Below are 22681 nucleotides of genomic sequence, written 5' to 3'. Positions count from 1 at the left end.
GGACGGCGCAAGAGTTACCCCTGCAAAAAGGGCAATTGTTGCGTAAAAGCATCTATTTGTTTCCGCCTGCGGACTGAATAAATAGAGTCAAAAACCGGAAAAACGCCCACTTTTCGGGCTAATTGTGGTGATTTGAGGTGGGGGCGTCTCGGATCTTACAAACCGCTCAGATTCGCTCAGATTCTGTTTTGCAATGATCGGTACATTTCAGACACGAAATTTACATGGTCACTACAAAATGTCTCGCCGCTTTCCGCTTACCCGCATTGCCGTTTTGCTTAGCCTGAGCCTGCCGTTTTCCGCGCCTTTGGCTCTTGCGCAGCCTATCGACTACAACTTGAACGCTGGCACTCAGAACGGCGATATCGAAAACACCGGAAATTACACCTCCATCACCATCGAAAACAACTCGATGGTTGGCGGCAGTGTTATTAACAACGGTACGCTGTGGCCCGCTCAATACAGCCAGCTCGGCGGCATCAAGGTGCAGGCATCGACCATCAACGGTTCGATCGTCAACGAGGCCGGAAAGGTCGTGACCAGCAATCGCGCCGGCATCAGCCTGACGGACGGCGCTGTGGTCCTCGGCGACATCCACAACAAGGGTGAGTTTGGCGGCTCGTACGGGCTTGGTGTCGGTATCGAAGTCCTCTCCGGGAGCGCGGTCGTCGGAAAGATCATCAATGACGCAAACCTCAAGCACAGCATCGTCGTCAACGGCGGCTCGGTAGGCGGTATCGTCAACAACGGCACGCTCTCGTCCAACACCAGCGGTATCGCGATCGACGTTGAGAACGCCGCCGCGCCGATGACGATCGTGAACAACGGCACCATCCAAGGCAATGTGATGCTTGGCACGTCCACCTTGGACATCGCCGGCGGCAGCATCACGGGCACCGTCGTGGGTCCCAACGCCATCATGAACATCAATGGCGACTTTGGCGCCACGTCCAAGTTCGACATCGGCCAGATCAACGTCGCTCCGGCCGCGACGCTTACGCTGAACAACAGCTACATGAGTGGTCATTTGACGGTCAACGGCACCCTCGCGGGTTCCGGCACCGTGGGCGACACGACGCTGGAGTCGGGCGCCACGCTGTCGCCCAGCGCGGCTGCGCCGATGAACAACATGATGATGATGCCGAATGTGAATTCGGTCATCGTCGCTCCCCCGTCGCCCATCGGCACCATTACGGTGAACGGCGACCTGACCTTCAAGCCGGGCTCCACCTATCGCGTCGACGCGACGGCAGACGGCAAGAAAGACCGCGTTATCGTCGACGGCACGGCCAACCTGGCCGGTTCCGTCGTGCACGTCGGTTCAGGCGGCACGTACGCCGCCTCGACGGCCTACACCATCCTGTCGGCCACCACCATCAACGGCCACTTCGACAGCCTGTCCAGCGACCTGGCTTACCTGCAGCCGTCGCTGGACCAGCAAGGCAACCAGATCGTGCTGACGTTGGACATGAAGAAGGTTCCTGTCGAGCCGGACAGCAAGCCCAACCCGGGCAAGCCTGTCGGCAACGGCAGCACTGGCGGTGGCGACACCGACAGCGGAACCCGGCCGATCGAATTCGCCGACCTGGCCGTGACCGGCAACCAGCGTTCGGCGGCAAACGCCGTGCAAAGCCTGCCCAAGAACAGCTCGCTGTACACGCGTGTCCTGAACCTGCCCAACGGCGCCCCGGCCGGCGTGTTTGCCGACCTGTCCGGCGAATCGTTCGGCAGCAGCGTTGGGGCAATGCAGAACGTCAGCAACAACGTCGCCAGCCTGCCGACCGCACAACTGCGCGCCAACATGAACGCCGGTTTCATCCCGGGCCCGCCCACGGCGCAAGTCGGCCGCGGCGACGCCTCGATGCTGCCGCGCTCGAACGCGCAACCGCTGTGGGCGCAGGCCTTTGGCAACTGGCGCACGATGGACGGNACGGCGCAAGTCGGCCGCGGCGACGCCTCGATGCTGCCGCGCTCGAACGCGCAACCGCTGTGGGCGCAGGCCTTTGGCAACTGGCGCACGATGGACGGCAACGGCAACGTGGCCAAGTCCCGTGAACGCGACGTCGGCATCTTTGTCGGCGGCGATCACGGCGTGGGCAACGGTTGGCGTCTGGGTGGCGCGTTTGGCTACACCGACAGCCGCATCACCGTGGACGACCGTTCCGCCAAGTCGGATGTGAACAGCTACAGCGCGATCTTCTACGGCGGCAAGTCGTTCGAAGNTTGGCTACACCGACAGCCGCATCACCGTGGACGACCGTTCCGCCAAGTCGGATGTGAACAGCTACAGCGCGATCTTCTACGGCGGCAAGTCGTTCGAAGCAGGTTCGGGAAAGATCAATTTCACCGCTGGCCTGGCCTACACGTGGCATGACATCAACAGCAAGCGCAACATCAACGCGGCTGGCCAGTACCAGGAACTGAAGGCCGACTACAGCGCCAGCACCGGCCAGGTCTTCACCGACGTGGGCTACGCGATTCCGTTGAACGACCGCGTCACGCTCGAGCCGTTCTTCGGCGCCGACTTCAGCGATCTGCGCACCCGCGGTTTCTCGGAATCGGGTGGTGACGCCGCGCTGAGCGGCAAGAGCAGCACCAACAATGTGGGCACCACCACGCTGGGCCTGCGCGCGCAGACCACCTTCGATGTGAAGGACACCGCGGGCCGCCTGCGCGGCATGCTGGGCTGGCGCCACGCTTACGGCGACGTCAATCCGGAAGCCACGATGTCGTTCGACGGCAGCCAGCCGTTCACCGTCGCGGGCAACCCGCTGGCGCGTGACGCRGCCGTGATGGAAGTGGGCGTGGAYCTGGCGATGAGCAAGAACGCCACGCTGGGCCTGGCGTACTCGGGTCAGTTCGGCGACGGCAACCGTCAGAACACCGGCACCGTGAACGTGAGCTGGCGCTTCTAAGGCGATCCGCCTCGACGCTTGGGAAAGCCGGCCTCTTCGGAGGCCCGTTCAAACACGAAACTTACCTGGTCAACACAAAATGTCTCGCCGCTTTCCGCTTACCCGCATCGCCGTTTTGCTGAGCCTCAGTATTTCTCCCCTCGCTACGCCGTACGCCTTGGCGCAGACGGGTCCCTTCATGCATGACGGCTCGGTGATCCCCTTGTACACCGGCGATCTCGAGAACACGTCGTCGACGCACTATCCCTACATGCGCATGGAGAACGCCGCGATGCGCAACGGCGACTTCATCAACCGCACGTTGCTCGAAGGCGGATACCACGACGCCGCCATCACGATCGAGTCGGGTTCGACCCTGAACGGCGCGATCCGCAACGAAGGCAATGGCGAGCTCTACGCACTGCGGGTGTCGGGCAGCCTTGTCGGCGGCGACATCGTCAACAACGGCGAAATCCACAGCCGGCAGATCATTTTCGGCCGCGCTGGCGGCATCGTGAACATCGGTTCCAGTGTGACGATTACCGACAACAGCACGGTCACTGGCAACATCGTCAACAACGGCAACATCTCCACCAACAGCATCAGCCCCGTTTACCAGTCGAGCGGCAACGGGATTGAAATCTCCAACGGCGCAGCGGTCACCGGGCGGATTGAAAACAACGGCAACATCTGGGGCGGTGTCGTGGTGAGCGGCAATGCTGATGTGGCGGGCGGCATTGTCAACACCGGCTACATCAACGCTCTGGGCTCCTCTAGCTCGTCCGCCGGCGTTGCGGTCGATGTCGCAGGCGCCCATGCGCCGATGGTCATCACGAACACGGGCTCCATCATTGGCGACGTGCGCCTCGGCGCCTCCACGCTGAACATCGATGGCGGCAGCGTCTTCGGCGCCATCACCGGCGACGACAATCAGCACAGCCTCATGGCCAGCAGCGGCGGCGGCATCAGCACGGTGAACGTCAACACCGACTTCACGCCCGCTGGAACCATCACGGTCGGCGCCGTGAACGTAGCAGCGGGCAAGACGCTGACGATTGACGGCAAGAAGGTGAATGGCCTCTTGACGGTGAAGGGCACGCTGGCCGGTACCGGCAACGTCGGCATGACCACGCTGGAATCCGGCGCAACCCTGTCGCCGGGAACCGCTGCGTCGTCGAACCACGTGATGATGATGGCGGCGCCCGGCGCGAACATGTCGGTCAACCCCACCGGGGCGCAGATCGGCACCCTGACGGTCAATGGCGACCTGACGTTCAAACCGGGTTCGACCTATCGCGTCGACGCCACGCCCGATGGCAAGAGCGACCGCGTGAACGTCACCGGCACGGCGAATCTGGCGGGTTCCGTGGTGCACGTCGGCGAGGGCGGCACGTACGCGCCCTCGACCAGCTACACCATCCTGTCCGCCGGCAATCTGAACGGCCATTTCGACAGCCTGTCCAGCAACCTGGCCTATCTGCAGCCGACGCTGAGCCACCAAGGCAACGACGTCGTGCTGACGGTCGACATGAAGACCGTGCCGACCGAACCCGATTCCAAGCCGACCAACCCCGGCAACGGCGGAACCCGCCCCATCGAATTCGCCGATCTGGCCGTGACCAGCAATCAGCGTTCGGCCGCAAACGCGGTGCAGACCCTGCCCAAGACCAGCTCGCTGTATTCGCGCGTTTTGAACCTGCCCAACGGCGCCCCGGCCGGCGTGTTTGCCGACCTGTCCGGCGAATCGTTTGGCAGCAGCGTTGGGGCAATGCAGAACGTCAGCAACAACGTCGCCAGCCTGCCCACCGCTCAGCTGCGCGCCAACATGAACGCCGGCTTCGTCCCGGGCCCGCCGACGGCGCAAGTCGGCCGCGGCGACGCCTCGATGCTGCCGCGCTCGAACGCGCAACCGCTGTGGGCGCAGGCCTTTGGCAACTGGCGCACGATGGACGGCTTTGGCTACACCGACAGCCGCATCACCGTGGACGACCGTTCCGCCAAGTCGGATGTGAACAGCTACAGCGCGATCTTCTACGGCGGCAAGTCGTTCGAAGTTGGCTCGGGCAAGATCAACTTCACCGCTGGCCTGGCCTACACGTGGCATGACATCGACAGCAAGCGCAACATCAACGCGGCTGGCCAGTACCAGGAGTTGAAGGCGGACTACAGCGCCAGCACCGGCCAGGTCTTCACCGACGTGGGCTACGCGATTCCGCTGAACGACCGCGTCACGCTCGAGCCGTTCTTCGGCGCCGACTTCAGCGATCTGCGCACCCGCGGTTTCTCGGAATCGGGCGGCGACGCCGCGCTCAGCGGCAAGAGCAGCACGAACAACGTGGGCACCACCACGCTGGGCCTGCGCGCGCAGACCACCTTCGATGTGAAGGACACCGCGGGCCGCCTGCGCGGCATGCTGGGCTGGCGTCATGCGTACGGCGACGTCAACCCGGAAGCCACGATGTCGTTCGACGGCAGCCAGCCGTTCACCGTCGCGGGCAACCCGCTGGCGCGTGACGCAGCCGTGATGGAAGTGGGCGTGGATCTGGCGATGAGCAAGAACGCCACGCTGGGCCTGGCGTACTCGGGTCAGTTTGGCGACGGCAACCGTCAGAACACCGGCACCGTCAACGTGAGCTGGCGCTTCTAAGGCGATCCGTCTTCGATTGGGTGCGAAAGCCGGCCTCTTTGGGGCCGGTTTTTTTTGTGTGTGGGACCTGTCTTCGGTTGGCAAGGTGTCAGACACCCTCGAGGCTCCGTATCAATACGGCGATCTGTGCTGATGGGTGTCAGACACCTTGAAATTGCATGCCGGCCAAGGTGTCAGACACCTTGAAATTGCATGCCGGCCAAGATGTCAGACACCGCTGAACTGCCAGGTGTCTGACACCCGCTGAATTGCCGCCACAAGCTGACGGCCATCTCTCCCGGGTGTCTGACACCGCCCCGTATGAGCCACCGTCCCACACGGCATATCCAACACCCCCGCCTCCGTGCAATACAGGATGTCCTGGGCAAAGCACCTTCGATACACTGTCCGGCCCCCCCTATAACGAGAACGCCATGAGACAGTTTTTTCCGACCCTGGGCGCCGCCCTGGTGTTAACGCTGGCCGGCAATGCGGCCACCGCGCAGCAATCTCCGTCCCGCGACCCCTTTTTCTGGCTGGGAGAGATGAACAAGGCCACGGTGGTGATCAACGCCGACGAAGGCCTGCTGGACAAGTCCATGGCGCCGCGCCTGGCGGCCGGCGTCGCGAAAGTCATCCAGGACGGCAACCAGCCCGGCGCCAAGCGGCCGGCCACCGTCATCACCTTTGAGCCCCTGCTGATCAAGGCCGCCGGCGAGGACATCACCTTGCTGCACGCCGGCCGTTCCAGCCAGGACATGCACGCCACCTACCGCAGCGCCATCCTGCGCGACAAGCTGCTGGATCTGGCGGACCAGTTGAACGCCACATCCACCACCCTGGTGGAACTGGCGGCCAGGCACGCGGGCACCATCGTTCCCAATTACACGAACGGCGTCGCCGCGCAGCCCAACAGTTATGGGCACTATCTGCTGGGCCAGGCGGCGGGTCTGGCGCGGGATACGCAGCGCATCCGCGAAGCCTACGTGCGCATCGACCGCTCGCCCATGGGCACGACCGTGCTGAACGGCACGAGCTGGCCGCTCGACCGCAAGCGCATGGCGCAATACCTGGGCTTCGAGGCACTGGTCGACAACGCGTACGACGCGTCGCAGATCTCGTCCATGGACCAGCCCGTCGAGGTCGCGTCCATCGTCACCAGCATCGCGCTGCGGACGGGCAATTTCGTCGAGGACGTGATGACCCAATACGCGCAGTCGCGTCCGTGGATCCTGCTGGAAGAGGGCGGCGGCAATACCTACGTGTCCAGCGCCATGCCGCAAAAGCGCAATCCCGGCCTGCTCAACGACACGCGCAGCGATGCGTCCACGGCGGTGACGCTGGCGATGGGACCCGTCCTGCAAACACACAACATCACGCCCGGCATGAGCGATCCCAAGGATGTGAAGCAGAATTCCGCGATGGTCGACAGCGGCATTTCGGCGCTCAAGCGCTGGGACCGCGTGCTCAAGGCCATGGTCATCAGCCCGGATCGCGCGCTGGAAGAGCTGAACAGCGACTGGACGGCGTCGCAGGAATTGGCGGACGTGCTGATGCACAAGTACAAGCTGCCGTTCCGCGCGGGGCATCATTTTGCGTCCGAGGTCGTGTCCTATGCCAAGGCGAACAACATCAAGCCGCTGGATTTTCCGTATGAACAGGCGCGCCGCATTTACGCCGATGCAATGAAGGACTCGAAGTACGGCGCCGACCTGCCGATGAGCGAGGCCGAGTTCCGTTCGACCCTGGACCCGGTTGCCATCGTGAAGAACCGCGCCACCATCGGCGGTCCGCAGCCCAAGGAAATGGAGCGCATGATCCAGGAAGCGCGCGAGCAGCTGGCCGCGCAGGACAAGTGGATCAAGGCGCGCCGCGCGCATATCCGCGATTCGCTGGCGGAACTGGACAAGCAGTTCGACGCGTTGGTGGCGAGCGCGCCCAAGCAATAACGCGGGTGGGGCAACCCTACCGGGGCGCGTCTGCCCCGCAAGCCTGAAGCACGATGCCGCGCAGCCAGCGATGCGCGGCATCGCCGTCCATCCGGGGATGCCATAGCATTGACACCGTAAATGGCGCCATCGCAAACGGCAGCGCAAAGCTGCGCATGCCCTCGCGGAGCGTGCCGGTGTGCCGTTCGGGCACGGTGGCGATCAAATCGGTTTCGCGGACCAATGCCAGCGCCGTCGAAAAGCCGCCGGCAACGGTGGCGATGTGGCGCGCGCGGCCGGATTGCGCCAGCGCGTCGTCCATAGGTCCGGACTCCCGTCCGCGGCGCGACACGAGGACGTGGCGGGCTGCCAGGTACCGCGTCAGCGTGACGTTGCCGCGCGCCAGCGGATGGGCCGCACGCATGACGCCGACGTACCGGTCCTGAAACAGCGCGCGAGTGCGCAGCTCCGGGCTGGCCGACTGGCCCACCACGCCTGTTTCCAGGTCCACCGCGCCTTCGCGCAGCGGTGCGCTGTCCTTGTCCAGCTTCTGCATGAAGCGCAATCGAACGCCCGGCGCCTGGTCTTCGATCAGGGTGAGCAGACGGGCTCCGAAGTTTTCAACGAAGCCGTCGGTAATGCGCAGGGTGAACGTGCGCGAGAGCGCTGCGGGATCCAGGCCTTCCGCGGGGCGCAGCACGGCTTGTGCATCCCTGACCAGCCCGCCCACCTGCTCGCGCAGCGCCAGCGCCCGGGGCGTGGGAACCAGGCCGCGCCCGGCCCGCACCAGCAGGGGATCGCCCGTGGTGTCACGCAGCCGCGCCAAGGCACGGCTCATGGCGGAAGGACTCAGGCGAAGCCGCCTGGCGGTGCCGGCCACGCTGCCTTCGGAGAGCAGCGCGTCCAGGGTGATGAGCAGGTTGAGGTCGGGCGCGGACATCTGGCAAACGTAGCATGCCGGCAAAAAACGCGCGGGAATTTGGCGTGGCGTCGTATGCAGGTATTCACTGCAAATGCTGCGTCTTCCGCCACGCCTGGGAGAGGCATACGCTGGAGTTCCGTTTCCCTTTGCACGTCGCCATCATGTCGCTCTCCGCTTGGCCCCTAACGCCATCCCCGTCCCGTCTCCCGCTGTTGGCCTGCCTGTCCTTGTCGATGCTGCTGGCGTCCCTGGGCACCAGCATCGCCAACGTAGGCCTGCCCGACTTCGTCCAGGCATTCGGCGCCTCGTTTCAGTCGGTGCAGTGGGTGGTGCTGGCGTATCTGCTGGCCATCACGACCGCCGTGGTCAGCGCCGGACGGCTGGGCGACCTGATCGGCCGGCGGCGCCTGATGCTGGCGGCAATGGTTTGGTTCACGGTCGCTTCCGTGCTGTGCGCAGCCGCGCCCGGACTGTGGATGCTGGTGGCTGCGCGCACCGCGCAGGGGTTGGGCGCGGCTGTGCTGATGACGCTGGCCATGGCCTTTGCCGGTGAGGCAACGCAGAAGGGAAGGGCGGGCAGCGCGATGGGCCTGCTGGGCACGATGTCGGCAGCCGGCACTGCGCTCGGTCCGACACTGGGCGGCGCGCTGATCACCGGTCCGGGATGGCGGGCGATCTTCCTCATCAACCTGCCGCTGGGTCTGCTGGCGTTCTGGCTGGCGTGGCGGCATCTGCCCCGCGATCCGCAACGCGTCGCGCCGCAGACGCTTCGTTTTGATTGGCTGGGCAGTGCGCTGCTGGCGCTGACGTTGGCGGTCTACGCGCTGTCCATGACGCTCGGACGCGGCGGCTTCAGCACGACCAACGTTGTCCTGCTTGCGGCGGCGGCGGGCTGCGCCGGTCTGTTTGCGTGGGTGCAGTCGCGGACGGCACATCCGCTGGTGCGTCCGGCGATGATGGCCGATCCCGTGCTGGCGGGCGGCTTCGCGGCCAACGCGCTGGTCGCGACGGTGATGATGGCCACCCTGGTGGTTGGGCCGTTCTATCTGGCCGGGGCGTTGGGGTTGGACGCAATGTGCGTCGGGATGGCAATGTCTTGCGGTCCGCTCATCGCTGCTCTGGCAGGTGTGCCGGCGGGGCGCTGCGTGGACCGGTTTGGCGCCCGGCCGATGACGCTCGCCGCGCTGATGGCAATGGCGGGTGCATCGGCGATGCTTCCCGTTGCGTCGGAAGCGTTCGGCGTGACGGGATATGTGGTCGCGTTGGGCGTGCTGACGGCTGGGTATGCGCTGTTTCAGGCGGCCAACAACACCGCGGTCATGGCCGGGGCGGCCGGCAACGAACGCGGCGCCGTGTCTGGCATGTTGAACCTGTCTCGCAACTTGGGGTTGATTACAGGTGCGTCGGCGATGGGCGCGGTGTTTGCCGAGGGCGCCGGGGCAACTGCGCTGGCTCATGCCGCGCCCGCTGAGCTGTCGGCCGGGTTGCACGCGACGTTTGTGACGGCCGCCGTGTTGTGCGCGCTGGCGATGGCCGCGGTGGCGGTTGGCGGGTTGAGGCTTGCTGCACTCCGGTCGTAGGGCAGCGGGTTTCAGTCGCAGTCGCGGCGCAGCGGATCGGCCTGCGCCGCGTGGCATGGCTAATAGTTGGAGGACATGCCGAACTTACTCCGCCTTCAGCCCTGCCTGCTCGATCAGCGGTTGCCACTTCTGCCGTTCGCTGCGTGCAAACGCGGCCAACTCCTCGGGCGTGCCGCCGCCCGGTTCATGCCCCAGATCCAGCAGCTTCTGCCGGACCTCCGGACGCGCCAGGATCTTGGCCAGGTCATCATTGAGCCGCTTGATCGCCGCCGGCGGCGTGCCCTTCGGCGCATACAGGCCGTTCCATGCGATCACCTGAAACCCATCCAGCCCCTGTCCCGCCACCGACGGTACGCCAGGCAACAGGGCTGACTCCTTCAACGAGGTCACCGCCAGCGGACGCAGCTTGCCGCTGGTGATGAACGAGCGCGCGGCGCTGACCGTGTCGATGCCGACCTGCACCTGGCCGCCCAACAGGTCCGTGGTGGCGGTGGCCGAGCCCTTGTAGGGGATGCCGCGGACGCTGCTGACGCCTTGCTGCTTGAGCAGTTCGTACACGAGGCGCGCGGTGGTGCTGGGCATGCCGACGTTGACGCTGTCGGGCTTGGCCTTGGACGCATTGCGCAGGTCGGCCAGGCTGGCGTAGGGCGAGGACGGCGTCGTCAGCAGCACCATGGGAAACGAGCTGACCAGCATGACCGGCGCGAAGTCCTTCTCCGGATCGAAGTTGGTGGACGCGTACATGTACTGGTTCAGCACGTGCGTGCCGTTGGTGCCCATCAGCAGCGTGTAGCCGTCCGGCGCGGCGCGCGCGGCTTCGGATGCGCCGATGTTGCCGCCCGCACCCGGGCGGTTCTCCACGATGAAGGGTTGGCCCAGGTCGCGGGCCAGGTACTCGGCCAGGTAGCGGGCGGCGACGTCGGTGCCTTGGCCGGCCTGGTAGGGGACGATGATCTTGACGGGTTTGGAGGGATAACTGTCGGCGGCCGCGGCGGGCTGCGCAAACAGCAGCGGCGCCGCGAGCGCGGCGATCAGGCGTAAGGTCTTCATGGTGGTCTCCTCGTTTTTATATATGGCTGCATGGGGTGCGGCTAGGGCTTGGGAGGCGGCCATCGCGGCAGGATGCCCTGTTCCTGCAACGCCGCGATCTGTGAGTCGCCGAAGCCGGCCTCCCGGAGGACTTCGACGGTGTGCTGCGCATAGGCGGGCGGCAGCCTGTCCACGCGCGCGGGCGCTTGCGACAGCCGTACTGCGGAACCGATGCCGTGATAGCCGGCGCGATCGACGCGCATGCCGCGGTGCGCGGTGTGCGCCTGCGCAAAGGCTTCTGGCACGCTATTGACCGGGCCGGCGGGTACGCCAAGCTTCATCAGTTCCGCACACAACGCGTCGCGCGGACGCGACGCCAGGGCGCTTTCGATTGCGTCCCGCAACGCGTCGCGATTTGTCAGCCGCGCGCGGTTGGTGGCAAAGCGCGGATCGTCCGGCAATGACGCCAGGCCCGCGTAATCGCAAAAGCGGCGAAACTGGCGGTCGTTGACGACGCCCAGAAAGACCTCGCCGTCGCGGCAGGCATAGCGGTCATATGGCGCGATGTTGGGATGCGCGCTGCCCAAGAGGCCCGGCGTCTGGTCGGTGTGCATCCAGTTCGCGGCATGCGGCACCAGCAGGCTGAGCGCGGTGTCGAACAAGGTGACCTCGACCCGCTGGCCAAGACCGGTGCGCGCCCGGTGATACAGCGCCAGCAGGATGCCGGACTGCGCGGTGTAGCCCGTCAGGTGGTCGACGATGGGCACGCCGATGCGGGTGGGTCCGCCGGCCGGATCGCCGTTGATGCTCATCAAGCCGCACATGGCCTGCAGCACGGCGTCGTAGCCGGGCATGCCGCCCAGCGGCCCGTCATCGCCAAAGCCCGTGATGGCGCAGTGGATGAGTTGGGGAAAGCGGGGTTTCAGGTCCGCCTCGTAGTCCAGGCCCCACCTGGCCATCGTGCCCGGGATGAAGTTCTCGATCAGCACGTCGGCGTCGGCCAGCAACGCCAGCAGTACGTCGCGGCCGGCGGGTTTGGACAGGTCCAGCCCGATGGCGCGCTTGCCGCGGTTGACGGCGGTGAAGTAGGCGGCGTCGCCGTCCTCGTTGACCGGCGGGCCCAGCGTGCGCGTCTCGTCGCCGCCGGGCGGCTCGACCTTGATGACGTCCGCGCCCTGGTCCGCCAGCATCTGCGTGCACAGCGGGCCGGCCAGGACGCGCGACAGGTCGATGACGCGCAGGCCGTCCAGCGCGCCCCGCGGACGGGCCTCGGGGCAGGGTGCAGCATGTTCCGATGAATCAGACATCGCCCACCTCGTCTTGGGGTTGCCGCCGGTCAGGCGCGGGTAGGCAATTCGACCACACCGGACCCCAGCACGGAAAGCTCGTCGTCCTGGTTGCGCGCTTCCTGTTCGATCTCGACCAGGTGACGGCCGTCCTCCACGTACTTGCGGACCACCTTGCCCTTGAAGAACAGCATGTCGCCCTCGGGGTTATGGCGACGGATCTTGCACGTGGACTTGCGCAGGAATCCGGCGTCGCCCATCCAGTTGGTGAGGTGATGGGTCAGCCACGAGTTGCGCTCGGGACCGTAGTCGTAGGCGCCGGGCGCGCCGACTTCCAGCGCGAAGTCTTCTTCCCAGTGGACGCGCTCGGGCACGTCGGGAATGCCGAAGCGGTTGGTGATGCCCACGCCCGGATGCGCGTCGATGAGCTGCCACGCCAGCTTGTTGGCGCGGATATACAGGCCGCCCCAGCCCTGCGCGAAGGCGATGAAGCCGGTGACCGTCATCGGGCCCTTGAACATCACGGGCAGTTCCTCGCCTTCCTTCACGTCTTCCCAGTAGCGGGGCGTGGCGCCGCGCACTTCTTCCTGCGCGTAGAGCTTGTAGGCTTCCTTGATTTCCTCGGGGCTGTAGCGGCGCGGCTCGCGGGCGCGGACTTCCGCGTACTTGCTGCCCTGTTCACGCGCGTGGTCGCGTTCGGTGCGAAAGCACCAGCTGTCGGCCTCGGCAACCTTGTCGCCGTCCTGGTTGAAGAAGTCCACGTGATAGATCTGCTGCACGGCACGGCCCGCAAAGCGGGTCTGGTGTTCGATCAGGTTCTTCAGGTGCGCTTCGGTGGAAATGGTGTCGTTGCGCTTGACCGTCTTGTGCCAGGTCCAGTCCGCACCCGACCACATGGCGTGCACGCCGGGCAGCCCGCCCACGTAGCCGGACACGATGCGGCTGGTGGCAAACAGGAAGCTGGGCAGCGCGATGATTCCGCCGTGCTGGGTCTTGGCCGCGTATTCCGGGTCCGACCACAGCGGATTGTCGTCGCCGATGCCGTGGGCGTAGTGGCGGATGTTGTCGCGCGTGGCCTCGTAGCACCACGGCTCGGCGGTGGCGCCGATCTTCACGCCAATGCGTTCGCGCAGCTCGTCCAGCCCGCGTTCGGTGATCTTGGGAAAGCTGCGTTCGGTCTTGGTCTGGGTCAGCATGATGTCTCCTGGGTTTGAGAGGTGGCCTGTGCCGGGTAGCCCTAGGCGTGGGCGGCGCCGGCGGGCGTGGTGTCGGCGGTCGCAAGCTCTTGCTCCCGCAATTTCCTGCGATGGATCTTTCCAGCGGGCGTCTTGGGCAGTTCAGCCACGAACACCACCTGGCGCGGATACTCGTGCTGCGCCAGGCGGCTGCGCACGGCGTCCTGGATTTCCTGCACGAAGGCGTCGTCGCCGGGGCGTGCCGACACCACGAAGGCCTTGACGACCTGGCCGCGCAGCGGGTCGGGCACGCCGATCGCTGCGGCCTCCGCCACGTCGCGGTGCTTGAGGATGGCGTCTTCGATTTCGACGGCGCTCATGGTCCAGCCGGCCGAGATGATGACGTCGTCGGCGCGGCCGCCGTGCCAGAAGTAGCCGTCTTCGTCGACGCGCCCCAGGTCCTTGGTGGCGACCCAGGCGTCGCGGCGCCACAGCTTGAGTTCGCCGGTTTCGCCGGGCGCGCAGGGCTGGCCGTTGGGGTCCTGCACTTCCACGCGCAGTCCGGGCACGGGCTTGCCCAGCGAGCCGGCCTTGACGGTGAAGTCCGGCGCGCCGGGATAGTTGACGAGGCACACCCCGATTTCCGTCGTGCCGTACATGCTGCAGACGGGCCGGCCGAAGGTCGCTTCGACGAAGGCGGCGGTCTCGCTGTCGATGGGCTCGCCGGTGAAGGACACCTTGTCCAGGTGATAGCGATAGCGTCCGGCCGCGCCGCTGTTGCGCATCATCCGGTAGTGGGTGGCGGCGGCGGAGATGTTGGTGAAACGATGGTCCTGCAAGGCCTGCAGCAGGCGTTCGGCGTTGAACTTGCCGGCATACGCGCCAATGGTGACGCCCAGGGCCAGCGGCGCCAGCGTGCCGTGCCACAGACCGTGGCCCCACGCGGGCGACGACGGGCACATGTAGCGGTCGCCGGGACGGATGCCGGTGCCGTACAGCGCGGCCAGCATCAGCGTGACGAGGGCGCGGTGCGTGTGCTTGACGGCGTCGGGCAGCTCGCGCGTGGTGCCCGACGTGTACTGGAAGATAGCCAGATCGTCGGCGCGCGTGCGGCATTCGTAATGGGACGGGTATCCGGCCAGCGAGCCGAGGAAGGCGTCGTCGGCAATGACCACGCGCATGTCTTCGCCGCCGGCGGCAAGCGGGGCCTTTTCGGCGTTGGTCACCAGCATGCGCGGCCGGCAGTCCTGCACGCGCAGCCGGATGCCGTCGGGGCCGAACAGCGTGAAGAGCGGCACGGCGATGGCGCCCATCTTCATGGCGCCGAACATGGCCACGTAGAACGGCAGCGACGGTTCCTGCATGACGGCGACGCGGTCGCCGGCGCGGATGCCCTGCTCAACCAGGTAGTGGGCGAAGCGCGAGGATTCCTCGGCGATCTGGCGGAATGAGTAGGTCTCGTCCCCGCCTGCGGCGCGCACCAGGATGATCGCCGGCTCGGCCTTGTCCGCGTGCCGGTCGATGCACTCGTGCGCGATGTTCATGGTTTCGCGGTTGCCATCGAACAGCTCCCAGAGCTTGTCCGAGGCGCAAAGCGCCTGGGCGTCCGCGTAAGAAAGGGTATCGGTCAGCTTCGTCATTTCGTCGTACCTGTGTGGATCGGCATCCTGTGGAATCCACTATGCGCGCCGCAAATTAAATTGTCAATGACGTTTATGAATTGTACATAGACAATTAAAAGGCAGTGGGGAGCGCCCGCATCGGCCGCGCCGCACGGTATGCTTGCCGCAATAAAAACGGAGAAACCGATGAGTGAAACCAGTAGCCCGGAACTTGCCGCCGCCGGTCCGCGCGTGCGGCCGGTGCCGGCCGTGACGCGATCGATCGCGATCCTGCGCCTCTTGGGCCGGGGCGGCGAGCCCATGACGTTGAAGGCCATCTCGCAGGAACTGGGCATGGTGACCAGCACCTGCCTTCACATTCTTCGCGTCCTGGTGGAAGAAGGCCTGGTAAAGGTCGATCCCGGCGCCAAGCGCTACAGCCTGGGCGTGGGCATGCTGACGCTGGCGCGCAGCGTGATCGAAAGCAACCCGTTTCCCGCGCTGGCGCAGCCGGTGCTGGATCGCATTGCCAACGCGGCCAGCGTCACCGCGATCGGCGTCGAGGTGGCCGGCAGCGATCACATGGTGGTGCTGGCGCTGTCGCGATCCAATGCGCCGTTCCGGCTGCATGTGGACGTGGGCAGCCGCTTTCCGGCGCTGATCAGCGCGACGGGCCGGTTGGTTGCCGCGTTTTCGGATCTATCGGACAAGGAACTGGAGCGTCGCTTCAAGGCCTTGCGCTGGGATCAGGCGCCCGAGTTCGCGGTCTGGAAAGCCGACGTAGATGCCGTGCGCCGGCAGGGCTACAGCGTCGACCGCAACAACTACATCAACGGCGTCGTCGTGATCGCGGTGCCGGTGTTTGACAGCCATCCGCGCCTGACGCATGCCTTGGTTGCCGCGGGTTTGGCCGAACAGCTCGATGCCGCGCGCGTGGAATCGCTGGCGGCGGAACTGCAGGGCGAGGCGCGCGCGTTGTCGCAACTGATGGCTGCCCGGAGCTGATCGCATGAACACGCCTTCCGCTGACGATTCCGCCGTCCCGCCCGGGTGGCGCAAGCGCACGCTGCCGGGATTTGCGGGCTTGATCGGCCCGTTGTGGGTGCGCAAGGAGGAAGACGGTTGGGCCTATGGCCTTCAGACCACCGCGGACCATCTGAATCCCGCCGGCGTGGTGCATGGCGGATTGCTGACCGCGCTGTTGGACCACGGCGTCAGCGCCATCGCGTGGGAAGCGCTGGGCCGCCGCGCCTGCGTGACCGTGCAGCTGGACACGCATTTTCTGGCGGCGGCGCGCGAAGGACAGTTTCTGGAAGTGCGCGGCCGCGTGGTGCGGGCCACGTCGTCGCTGGTGTTCATGCAGGGGGACTTGAGCACGGACGGGCAGGTCATTGCGACTGCTGTGGCCGTCCTCAAGCAGATCGGTCCGGCGGCTGGGTAACCCCGCGCCGGACTATTCAGATCAACCCTGCGGCAGCGCGATCAGGCGGCCTACGCTGGCCGTCTCTTCCTCGCGCAGCTTGAATCGCGCAACCGCATCGGCCAACACACGCGCCTGATCGCTCAACATGCCGGAAGCCGCCGTCGATTGCTCGACCAGCGCGGCATTCTGCTGCGTGGCCTGGTCCATGTCGGCGACCGAGCGGTCGATCTGCCCCAGCCCCGTGCTTTGCTCGGCCATGGCGCCGTGGATCTCGCTCACCATCCGCTGCACGCGGTTGATGCCGTCAACGATCTCGGTCATGGTCGAACCGGCGGCCTGCACGCGTTGCGTGCCGCTCTTCACGTTCTGCACCGACGCCTCGATCAGCGTCTTGATCTCTTGCGCGGACGACGCGCTGCGTTGCGCCAGCGTGCGCACTTCGCCCGCCACGACCGCAAAGCCGCGGCCCTGTTCGCCGGCACGCGCGGCCTCGACCGCCGCGTTCAGCGCCAGGATGTTGGTCTGGAACGCGATGCCGTCGATCACGCGAATGATCTCGGTGATGCGCTGCGACGATTGCGAGATCTCGTCCATGGTGGTGACGGCGTCCTTCACCACCTGGCCGCCGCGGGCGGCAACCGCGCTGGCCTCGTCGGCCAGTCGCGTCGCGTGCTCGGCGGTTTCCTCGGTCTGGCGCACGCTGGAGGCCAGCTCGGTCAGCGCAGAGGATGTCTCTTCCAGGGATGCGGCCGACGTTTCCGTGCGCTGCGACAGGTCGCGGTTGCCCATGTCGATCTCGCGCGTGGCGGCGCTCATCGAATGCACGCCGCTGCGCACTTCGCGCATGACGTGGGTGATCTTCTCCACGAAGGCGTTGAACGAGGCCGAAATCTGCGCGACTTCGTCGTGGCCGACCACGGCCAGGCGGTGCGTCATGTCACCGTCGCCCGAGCCGATCGTGTCCATGGCGTCGCGCACGGCGGACAGGCGCTTGAAGGCGCGCGACGTGATCACGCTGGCGATGGCCACGGCCACCAGCGTCAGGACCACCAGCGAGATCAGCGTCGCGTGCAGCACCTGCGTCAGGCCGACGGTGGCTTCGGTCTTGTCCAGCGCCACGACCAGATACCAGTCCGTGCCGGGAATGCGGCGCGCCTTCAGCAGTTTCTGCGCGCCGTCCAGCACGATCTCGACAGGCGCGGCGCCGTCGCGGGCCATTGCCGCGATCGCGTCGGTGTTCAGGCCCGGGGCGATGTCGGTCGACGGTTTCAGGGCCAGCTTGTCGTTCAGGTGCGAAATCACCTGGCCGTCCGTGCCCAGCACAAACGCGCTGCTGGACGGAGTGGGGTGGATGGCCTTGATGATGTCCTTCACGCCATCCAGCGGCACGGCGCCGCTCAGCACGCCAGTCGTCTGGCCGTCGCGGATCATCGGGGCGGTGAACGCCACGTACAGCACCCCGGTGCTGGAGTCCCCGTAGGGCTTGGTGATCGTCAGCTTGCCGGCGGACACGGCGCTTTTGTACCAGGGCCGCGCGGTCGGGTCGTAATCCGCCGCGGTCTTGGTGGTGGAAAAGAAGGTCTTGTCGGACCAGCCGACGGTGGTGATGGGAAAGCCGTTGGTCTCGCCCATGAGCTTGGTCAGGCCCCGGGGATCGCCTTTTTCGACCACCTTCGCCGTGGCGTCGACGGCCTGCGCCTTGTCCGCCGACCAGCGCTCGATGGCGCTGGCGTTGCCGGAGGCCACGGCGTTCAGGGTCGCGGCGATGGTTGACATCATGTTGTCGCGCACGATCTGGTAGGTGATGAGGCCCGAGAGCGTAAGCGCTCCCACCACCGTAAAGCAGGTAATAAGCAAAATGCGGTTGCGCAGCGACGTTATCTTCATGCTCGTTTACTGGATACGCGGGCCGGAGGGCCAGCGGGTTGCTAGTCGGCCTGGAAATCCCCGGCCGCAATCCGCTAACGGCAGGCGGAAGCGGCGACTTTAGGGATGGGATCAAGAACTTTGATCCGACCCGTCGCAATCAACGACGAACACCGCACTTTCGAAAATTCGTTAGGTTCAACAGACCCCGTTTAACGGAAACTTTTCTGTTGCCGGCCGGAATTCGCCCCACGGCCTCCTGAACTCGACGCGGCCAACCAAAGCCGTCTACCCGCCCTTACAGAAGAGTCGACGAGCAGGCGCGTGGTCGTCTCTCTACTCAACTCGCTATCGCCACTCGAGGAAAGCAGGTCGATGATCCACCACATTCCCCTGACGGGGCAAACCAAAGCGTTGGTGGCCCCCGACGCGGGCCCGGCCTATGCGCAGATACAGCAACCCAAGCCCTGCATTGTCATCCTGATCCATGGCGTCAACGATCTGGCGGGCTCGTATGCCGACCAGGAGGAGGGAATATGCGAGGGGCTGAACGAACGGCTGGATCATCTGACCTCGGCGCGGGGCGGACGCAACATGGCGGCGCTGAATCCGGCGATGTACACATCGCCGAAGGATGACAATGGCGCAGCCGATTTACCCGACGTGGCGTACTACCGCCGCCTGCCGTTGGCAGGCAAGCTGGGTGGTCGCTCGCGCAGCGTGGTCATTCCTTTTTACTGGGGTTTCCGCGAGGAAGAGCGAGCCATCAACAAAAGAACGACGCATGGCGAATGGCTGGACCGCTTCGGCAACCGGCTGGACAAGGACGGCATCAAGCAAGGCGGGATGTTCGCCAATGCCACGACAAATATTCCTGACATGTTTGGGCCCGGATTCTCGGGAAGGCTACTCGGGGCCATGCCGGTCAATCCGGTTTTCGGATCACCCGGCCACCCGCTGATGCCCGCGCCAGCCCGCCGATACATGGTGCTGGCCGCGTTGCGACTTACGGCGCTGGTGAAGTCCATTCGCGGCTACAAGGGTCAGAGCGGAAGCGACGGCTTGAACGACTCCATCAATGTCGTGGGCCACAGCCAGGGAACCTTGATCACGTTGCTGGCCAATGCGTTTCTCAAGGATGAGGGCGAGCGGCCGATCGATGCACTGGTGATGATGAGTTCGCCCTACAGCCTCGTCGAGACCTTTCTTGAAAACACGCTCGTGTACCACAACCAGCAGAACACGCTCGCCCGTCTGCAGACGCTCGCCAACATTACGCAATTCTTGGGCAGCCGGCCCAACACGATGCCCGCCATGGCGGACATGGCGGACCCGGTCAAGTCCGCGTGCATTGGGGGGCTGCGCTGGACGGGCGACCAATGCGGGACCACGTTGGATGGCCTGGCGGTGAGTTTTACCGAGCGGGACAACCGCGGCAATGTCTACTTGTACTTCTCGCCCGAAGATCAAACCGTGGGCATGAGCAGTGTGCAAGGAATCGGTTGGCAGGGTGTTGCGAACATGGTGTCGATTATGGAGCTTGTGCCAGAGCGCTCCCAGCTCACTTGCACGGCCGAGACGTCGCGCCAGATCCTCCCCGAGAAAAGGCGTGCCCTTGAAAGAACCGTGCCGGCGCTCGCGGCACTCGGGTCCAGATTCTTCCAGCGGGTCTTCACCATCCGCGAACGCGAGGCTGGTCGGCACCGGGTGGGAATGCCGCCGGCTTATACCTATGAATTGCTCGCGAACGGTGAGTCGACGTGGGAAGGCACGGCGCTGGGAGGCGTTCAGAAGATGGCCCAGGCAAGTTTCGCGACCGGGCAGGCGATCCAAATCAACGCGCCTGCGCTACCACGTGCTTTCGACGCAGACTTTGGCGCACACGGGGCGCGCGATTCCAGTCAGGCGTCAGGCGGAATCGCGCCTGTCTACGCACCGGATGATCCGATCGACGCCTCGATTGCCGTGACCAATGGAGGCATCAACCATCTGGGATCGCGTTTGGTCGACCTGCCGGAAAGCGCTGGGCCCCTGACGGCGGCGCATCGAAATCAGGCGCGGGCCATGGCGTTAGCCCCGGAATTGGAGGCGCAACTGACCGGCTTGAACGATCCCGCGCGTAATCCTTATAAGGCGCCGGACAACAACGAATGGGCCGCCGACTGGCACCGAATCACCTTCGCGTCCTATAAGGGCGGCCGGCGCTTTTGGGTGAACTACCAGGAGAGCCCGAACGAGGCGCGCCGGCGTCGCATGAATGCCAACAGGGCCGAGCAAAACGCGTACTCGTTTCATTCCGCCATCCCGATGAACAAGGAGCACAGCCGGCGCGCGCTGGCCTATGACCTGGCATTGGGTCAGGCGCGCAGCATCGATGATGAGGAGTTTTATACGTATTTGTGTCGGGTGGCGGATTGGCGGTTGGGGTGGGAGGAGTTTGGCGGTCAGCGCAATCAAGAAATGTCCGACGAGCAGCCGCCAGATGCCGTGTCGCTTCGCTTCTACAACGAAGAGCCTACCGATCGAAGGGCTTTGATAAACGACACGGACGAATATCGGAAGACGGGTCTTTTGCCGACGGTTGCCGCTAGCGCGCAACGCCCGACTGCAGTGATAAGTCAGACGGTGGGCGATGTCCTCTTCGGCCGCCAATCCCAGTCCTGCAAAGAGAACGCGGCATGAAGCATTTCAAACCTGTCACCGTCATTCCCTTGTTGCTCGCCGCACTGTCCGGCACACCCGTGGTTGGCGCGCCGCCGCTGCAGGCTTGGCCACTTGCCGACATCGCGTGTCCGTTGCCGCCCGTGCCGAATGATTACCACGTCCTCGATCAACAGGCTCCAACATCCACGCAGGGATCCATCATGACCACCACGCAAGCCCCTCTGCCAAGCGCACGCCTGGCCACACTCGATATTGTCCGCGTTGGGCTTAGCCTTGACGTGTACCGCCAGGGCCAGGCGTGGGCACATCTGCAGGCGCAGAACAATGCACAGCCTCAGGCCTTGCACGTGGGAACTATCTTGCCGATGGACCCCGAGCGTTATCCGGTTCTGGCGGATCTCAAGGATATGGCTTGGGAGATGCGAATGTCGCACGCGTTGGAACTTGGGCTGCAGGGCTTTCCTGAACGCTGGCCAATACCGACGCTGACGGTTGTTCGAGACTATGACCCGAATGCGGACGACCTTCGGGTTCCCCCAGATCGCGTCTCTCGAATGCTGAAAAATATGGCGAACAATCAAAGAGCCCCGGCCGGCATGCATTGGCACAAAATCCGGCAATTGGATCCGGCGGGGGTCTGCAACACTACGCCGGAGTTCGTAGTGGAACATCTGTTCCGACTGTTCGAGGCTAATCCGGACATGCCCGCGCTGCTCGTGTACTCGGTAGAAGGCTACAACATCGCCCGCGTCTTGAGCCAGCGTCACAAACCTCCGATCGGCGTAGGCACGGGACCGCGCCAGCCTGGCGAAGTGACCGACGCGGTGGTCGCGATGATCGTGGCGCGCCCCGAACGATTGAACTGGTTGCGCGCCTATGCGCCGTACACCAAACCCAACGCCCGAAACGAGATCGATCCGGCCTTCACCGGCTGGAAGCGCCAGCCGCCCAAGGCGTTCAGGCCAACGCCCTCGTTTCCCGAACCCATCACGGAGCAGGGCTTCAAGCAGTGGGACCGGCTGCAAGTGCTTGCGCAACTGCATCGGCCGGTGGAGGTTTCTCTAATGGAGGACGACCGGACCGGCAAGCCATTGAAAGATCAGGCTCGCCAGGCGGCGCTGGCCAGCGCTTGGCAGCGGGCCACCATGGGGATCATCGGTGCGCCCGCCCGCGTGTTCTACGACACCGGCAGCCCGACGGGCGGGCTGGCCGACCTGGCGCCAGCGCTGGCCGCTGCGCAAAGCACGTTGGATCCCTTGGACTCCATGCAGAGCTATGACCTCACGCAGCGATTGGGCGACACCGGCGCCTCCTCGCCTTTTGTGGGCATTGCGCTGGCGACGATGGGAAGCTATCTGAACGCCGACACCAGCGTGGTGATGCCGCTGCGCCAGCGCGGCAAGGCCACGGTGATTGCGATCACCTCGACAACGCCCGGCCAGAAGCCGGAAAGCGATCCCTTCGACGTCAAGCTGCGGCCGCAGCACTCGAAGTACAGCGAAGCGCCGTCGCCTGAATTCAAGGAGCAGTTTGCCAGCCTGGTGCGCGAGAGCCAGCGCAACCAGCCCGCGCCCGAGCCCTACATCGATCCGGTCAAGGTGGCGTATGAACAGCGGTTGCTTGATGCGTTCATTGCTTCAGCGCCCAGTGCGGATCTACCCGACGTGGACAAGCAGTGATGCGCGCC

14 protein-coding genes and 2 pseudogenes are annotated in these 22681 nt (G+C 65.1%); 10 read left to right on the top strand and 6 right to left on the bottom strand.

What is annotated here, in order from left to right:
• Positions 1–193: 193 nt before the first annotated feature.
• The 5 genes and pseudogenes from ASD71_RS28570 to ASD71_RS02195 all read left to right on the top strand — a co-directional run.
• Positions 194–1929 (top strand): annotated as a pseudogene (locus tag ASD71_RS28570) (hypothetical protein); the annotation flags it as partial.
• 1 nt (position 1930) lies between these two features.
• Positions 1931–2222, top strand: a pseudogene (locus ASD71_RS28565) (autotransporter outer membrane beta-barrel domain-containing protein); the annotation flags it as partial.
• A 27-nt stretch (positions 2223–2249) separates the two neighbouring features.
• Positions 2250–2915, top strand: coding sequence for an autotransporter outer membrane beta-barrel domain-containing protein (locus ASD71_RS28560; protein WP_156395059.1), 666 nt, complete (start codon positions 2250–2252; stop codon positions 2913–2915).
• A 79-nt stretch (positions 2916–2994) separates the two neighbouring features.
• Positions 2995–5541 carry an autotransporter domain-containing protein gene (locus ASD71_RS02200; RefSeq protein ID WP_082578752.1) on the top strand — a complete coding sequence of 849 codons (2547 nt, stop codon included), beginning with the start codon at positions 2995–2997 and terminating at the stop codon, positions 5539–5541.
• Positions 5542–5954: 413 nt separating this feature from the next.
• Positions 5955–7469, top strand: coding sequence for an argininosuccinate lyase (locus ASD71_RS02195; protein WP_056559306.1), 1515 nt, complete (start codon positions 5955–5957; stop codon positions 7467–7469).
• Between the two features lie 16 nt (positions 7470–7485).
• Here ASD71_RS02195 and ASD71_RS02190 read toward each other — a convergent pair whose 3' ends face one another.
• Complete coding sequence (locus ASD71_RS02190) at positions 7486–8388, bottom strand: LysR family transcriptional regulator (protein ID WP_056559302.1); 903 nt, start codon at positions 8386–8388, stop codon at positions 7486–7488.
• 143 nt (positions 8389–8531) lie between these two features.
• On the opposite strand from ASD71_RS02190, the gene ASD71_RS02185 reads away from it, so the two are divergent.
• Entirely contained in the window at positions 8532–9950 is a 1419-nt protein-coding gene (locus tag ASD71_RS02185) for an MFS transporter (protein ID WP_235512003.1), read from the top strand.
• Between the two features lie 84 nt (positions 9951–10034).
• Here ASD71_RS02185 and ASD71_RS02180 read toward each other — a convergent pair whose 3' ends face one another.
• From ASD71_RS02180 to ASD71_RS02165, 4 genes are read right to left on the bottom strand one after another with little or no spacing between them, the layout of a single operon-like run.
• Positions 10035–11000, bottom strand: coding sequence for a tripartite tricarboxylate transporter substrate binding protein (locus tag ASD71_RS02180; protein ID WP_056559299.1), 966 nt, complete (start codon positions 10998–11000; stop codon positions 10035–10037).
• A gap of 41 nt (positions 11001–11041) precedes the next feature.
• Positions 11042–12286 (bottom strand): CaiB/BaiF CoA-transferase family protein, encoded by a 1245-nt coding sequence (locus tag ASD71_RS02175; RefSeq protein WP_056559296.1) that lies wholly within the window; start codon positions 12284–12286, stop codon positions 11042–11044.
• 29 nt (positions 12287–12315) lie between these two features.
• Entirely contained in the window at positions 12316–13461 is a 1146-nt protein-coding gene (locus ASD71_RS02170; RefSeq protein WP_056559293.1) for a MaoC family dehydratase N-terminal domain-containing protein, read from the bottom strand.
• Positions 13462–13502: 41 nt separating this feature from the next.
• Complete coding sequence (locus tag ASD71_RS02165; protein ID WP_056559291.1) at positions 13503–15080, bottom strand: acyl-CoA synthetase; 1578 nt, start codon at positions 15078–15080, stop codon at positions 13503–13505.
• 168 nt (positions 15081–15248) lie between these two features.
• Between ASD71_RS02165 and ASD71_RS02160 the strand changes: the two genes are divergently transcribed.
• Positions 15249–16046: an IclR family transcriptional regulator gene (locus ASD71_RS02160; RefSeq protein ID WP_082578751.1), complete on the top strand. Its 798-nt coding sequence runs from the start codon at positions 15249–15251 to the stop codon at positions 16044–16046.
• Positions 16047–16050: 4 nt separating this feature from the next.
• Positions 16051–16482, top strand: a complete 432-nt coding sequence (locus tag ASD71_RS02155; protein WP_056559285.1) for a PaaI family thioesterase — start codon at positions 16051–16053, stop codon at positions 16480–16482.
• A gap of 21 nt (positions 16483–16503) precedes the next feature.
• Here the strand turns inward: ASD71_RS02155 and ASD71_RS02150 are convergent, their stop codons facing one another.
• Positions 16504–18351: a methyl-accepting chemotaxis protein gene (locus ASD71_RS02150; RefSeq protein WP_056559282.1), complete on the bottom strand. Its 1848-nt coding sequence runs from the start codon at positions 18349–18351 to the stop codon at positions 16504–16506.
• A 354-nt stretch (positions 18352–18705) separates the two neighbouring features.
• Here ASD71_RS02150 and ASD71_RS02145 point away from each other — a divergent pair, with 354 nt between their 5' ends.
• Positions 18706–21012 carry a DUF3274 domain-containing protein gene (locus ASD71_RS02145; protein WP_056559279.1) on the top strand — a complete coding sequence of 769 codons (2307 nt, stop codon included), beginning with the start codon at positions 18706–18708 and terminating at the stop codon, positions 21010–21012.
• The gene (locus tag ASD71_RS27880) at positions 21009–22673 is read left to right on the top strand and encodes a DUF2875 family protein (RefSeq protein WP_200949349.1); all 1665 of its coding nucleotides are present in this window, start codon (positions 21009–21011) and stop codon (positions 22671–22673) included. The genes ASD71_RS02145 and ASD71_RS27880 overlap by 4 nt, the downstream gene beginning before the upstream one ends.
• Positions 22674–22681: the final 8 nt, after the last annotated feature.

The sequence above is a fragment of the Achromobacter sp. Root565 genome, from assembly GCF_001427425.1.
Taxonomy (GTDB): domain Bacteria; phylum Pseudomonadota; class Gammaproteobacteria; order Burkholderiales; family Burkholderiaceae_B; genus Achromobacter; species Achromobacter spanius_D.
This window is presented reverse-complemented; position numbering and strand designations above follow the sequence as displayed.

What these genes read in the sequence shown, in the direction of transcription:
- ASD71_RS02200 (WP_082578752.1), top strand. Translation starts at nt 2,995, where the DNA reads ATGTCTCGCCGCTTTCCGCTTACCCGCATCGCCGTTTTGCTGAGCCTC.
- ASD71_RS02195 (WP_056559306.1), top strand. Translation starts at nt 5,955, where the DNA reads ATGAGACAGTTTTTTCCGACCCTGGGCGCCGCCCTGGTGTTAACGCTG.
- ASD71_RS02190 (WP_056559302.1), bottom strand. Translation starts at nt 8,388, where the DNA reads ATGTCCGCGCCCGACCTCAACCTGCTCATCACCCTGGACGCGCTGCTC.
- ASD71_RS02185 (WP_235512003.1), top strand. Translation starts at nt 8,532, where the DNA reads ATGTCGCTCTCCGCTTGGCCCCTAACGCCATCCCCGTCCCGTCTCCCG.
- ASD71_RS02180 (WP_056559299.1), bottom strand. Translation starts at nt 11,000, where the DNA reads ATGAAGACCTTACGCCTGATCGCCGCGCTCGCGGCGCCGCTGCTGTTT.
- ASD71_RS02175 (WP_056559296.1), bottom strand. Translation starts at nt 12,286, where the DNA reads ATGTCTGATTCATCGGAACATGCTGCACCCTGCCCCGAGGCCCGTCCG.
- ASD71_RS02170 (WP_056559293.1), bottom strand. Translation starts at nt 13,461, where the DNA reads ATGCTGACCCAGACCAAGACCGAACGCAGCTTTCCCAAGATCACCGAA.
- ASD71_RS02165 (WP_056559291.1), bottom strand. Translation starts at nt 15,080, where the DNA reads ATGACGAAGCTGACCGATACCCTTTCTTACGCGGACGCCCAGGCGCTT.
- ASD71_RS02160 (WP_082578751.1), top strand. Translation starts at nt 15,249, where the DNA reads ATGAGTGAAACCAGTAGCCCGGAACTTGCCGCCGCCGGTCCGCGCGTG.
- ASD71_RS02155 (WP_056559285.1), top strand. Translation starts at nt 16,051, where the DNA reads ATGAACACGCCTTCCGCTGACGATTCCGCCGTCCCGCCCGGGTGGCGC.
- ASD71_RS02150 (WP_056559282.1), bottom strand. Translation starts at nt 18,351, where the DNA reads ATGAAGATAACGTCGCTGCGCAACCGCATTTTGCTTATTACCTGCTTT.
- ASD71_RS02145 (WP_056559279.1), top strand. Translation starts at nt 18,706, where the DNA reads ATGATCCACCACATTCCCCTGACGGGGCAAACCAAAGCGTTGGTGGCC.
- ASD71_RS27880 (WP_200949349.1), top strand. Translation starts at nt 21,009, where the DNA reads ATGAAGCATTTCAAACCTGTCACCGTCATTCCCTTGTTGCTCGCCGCA.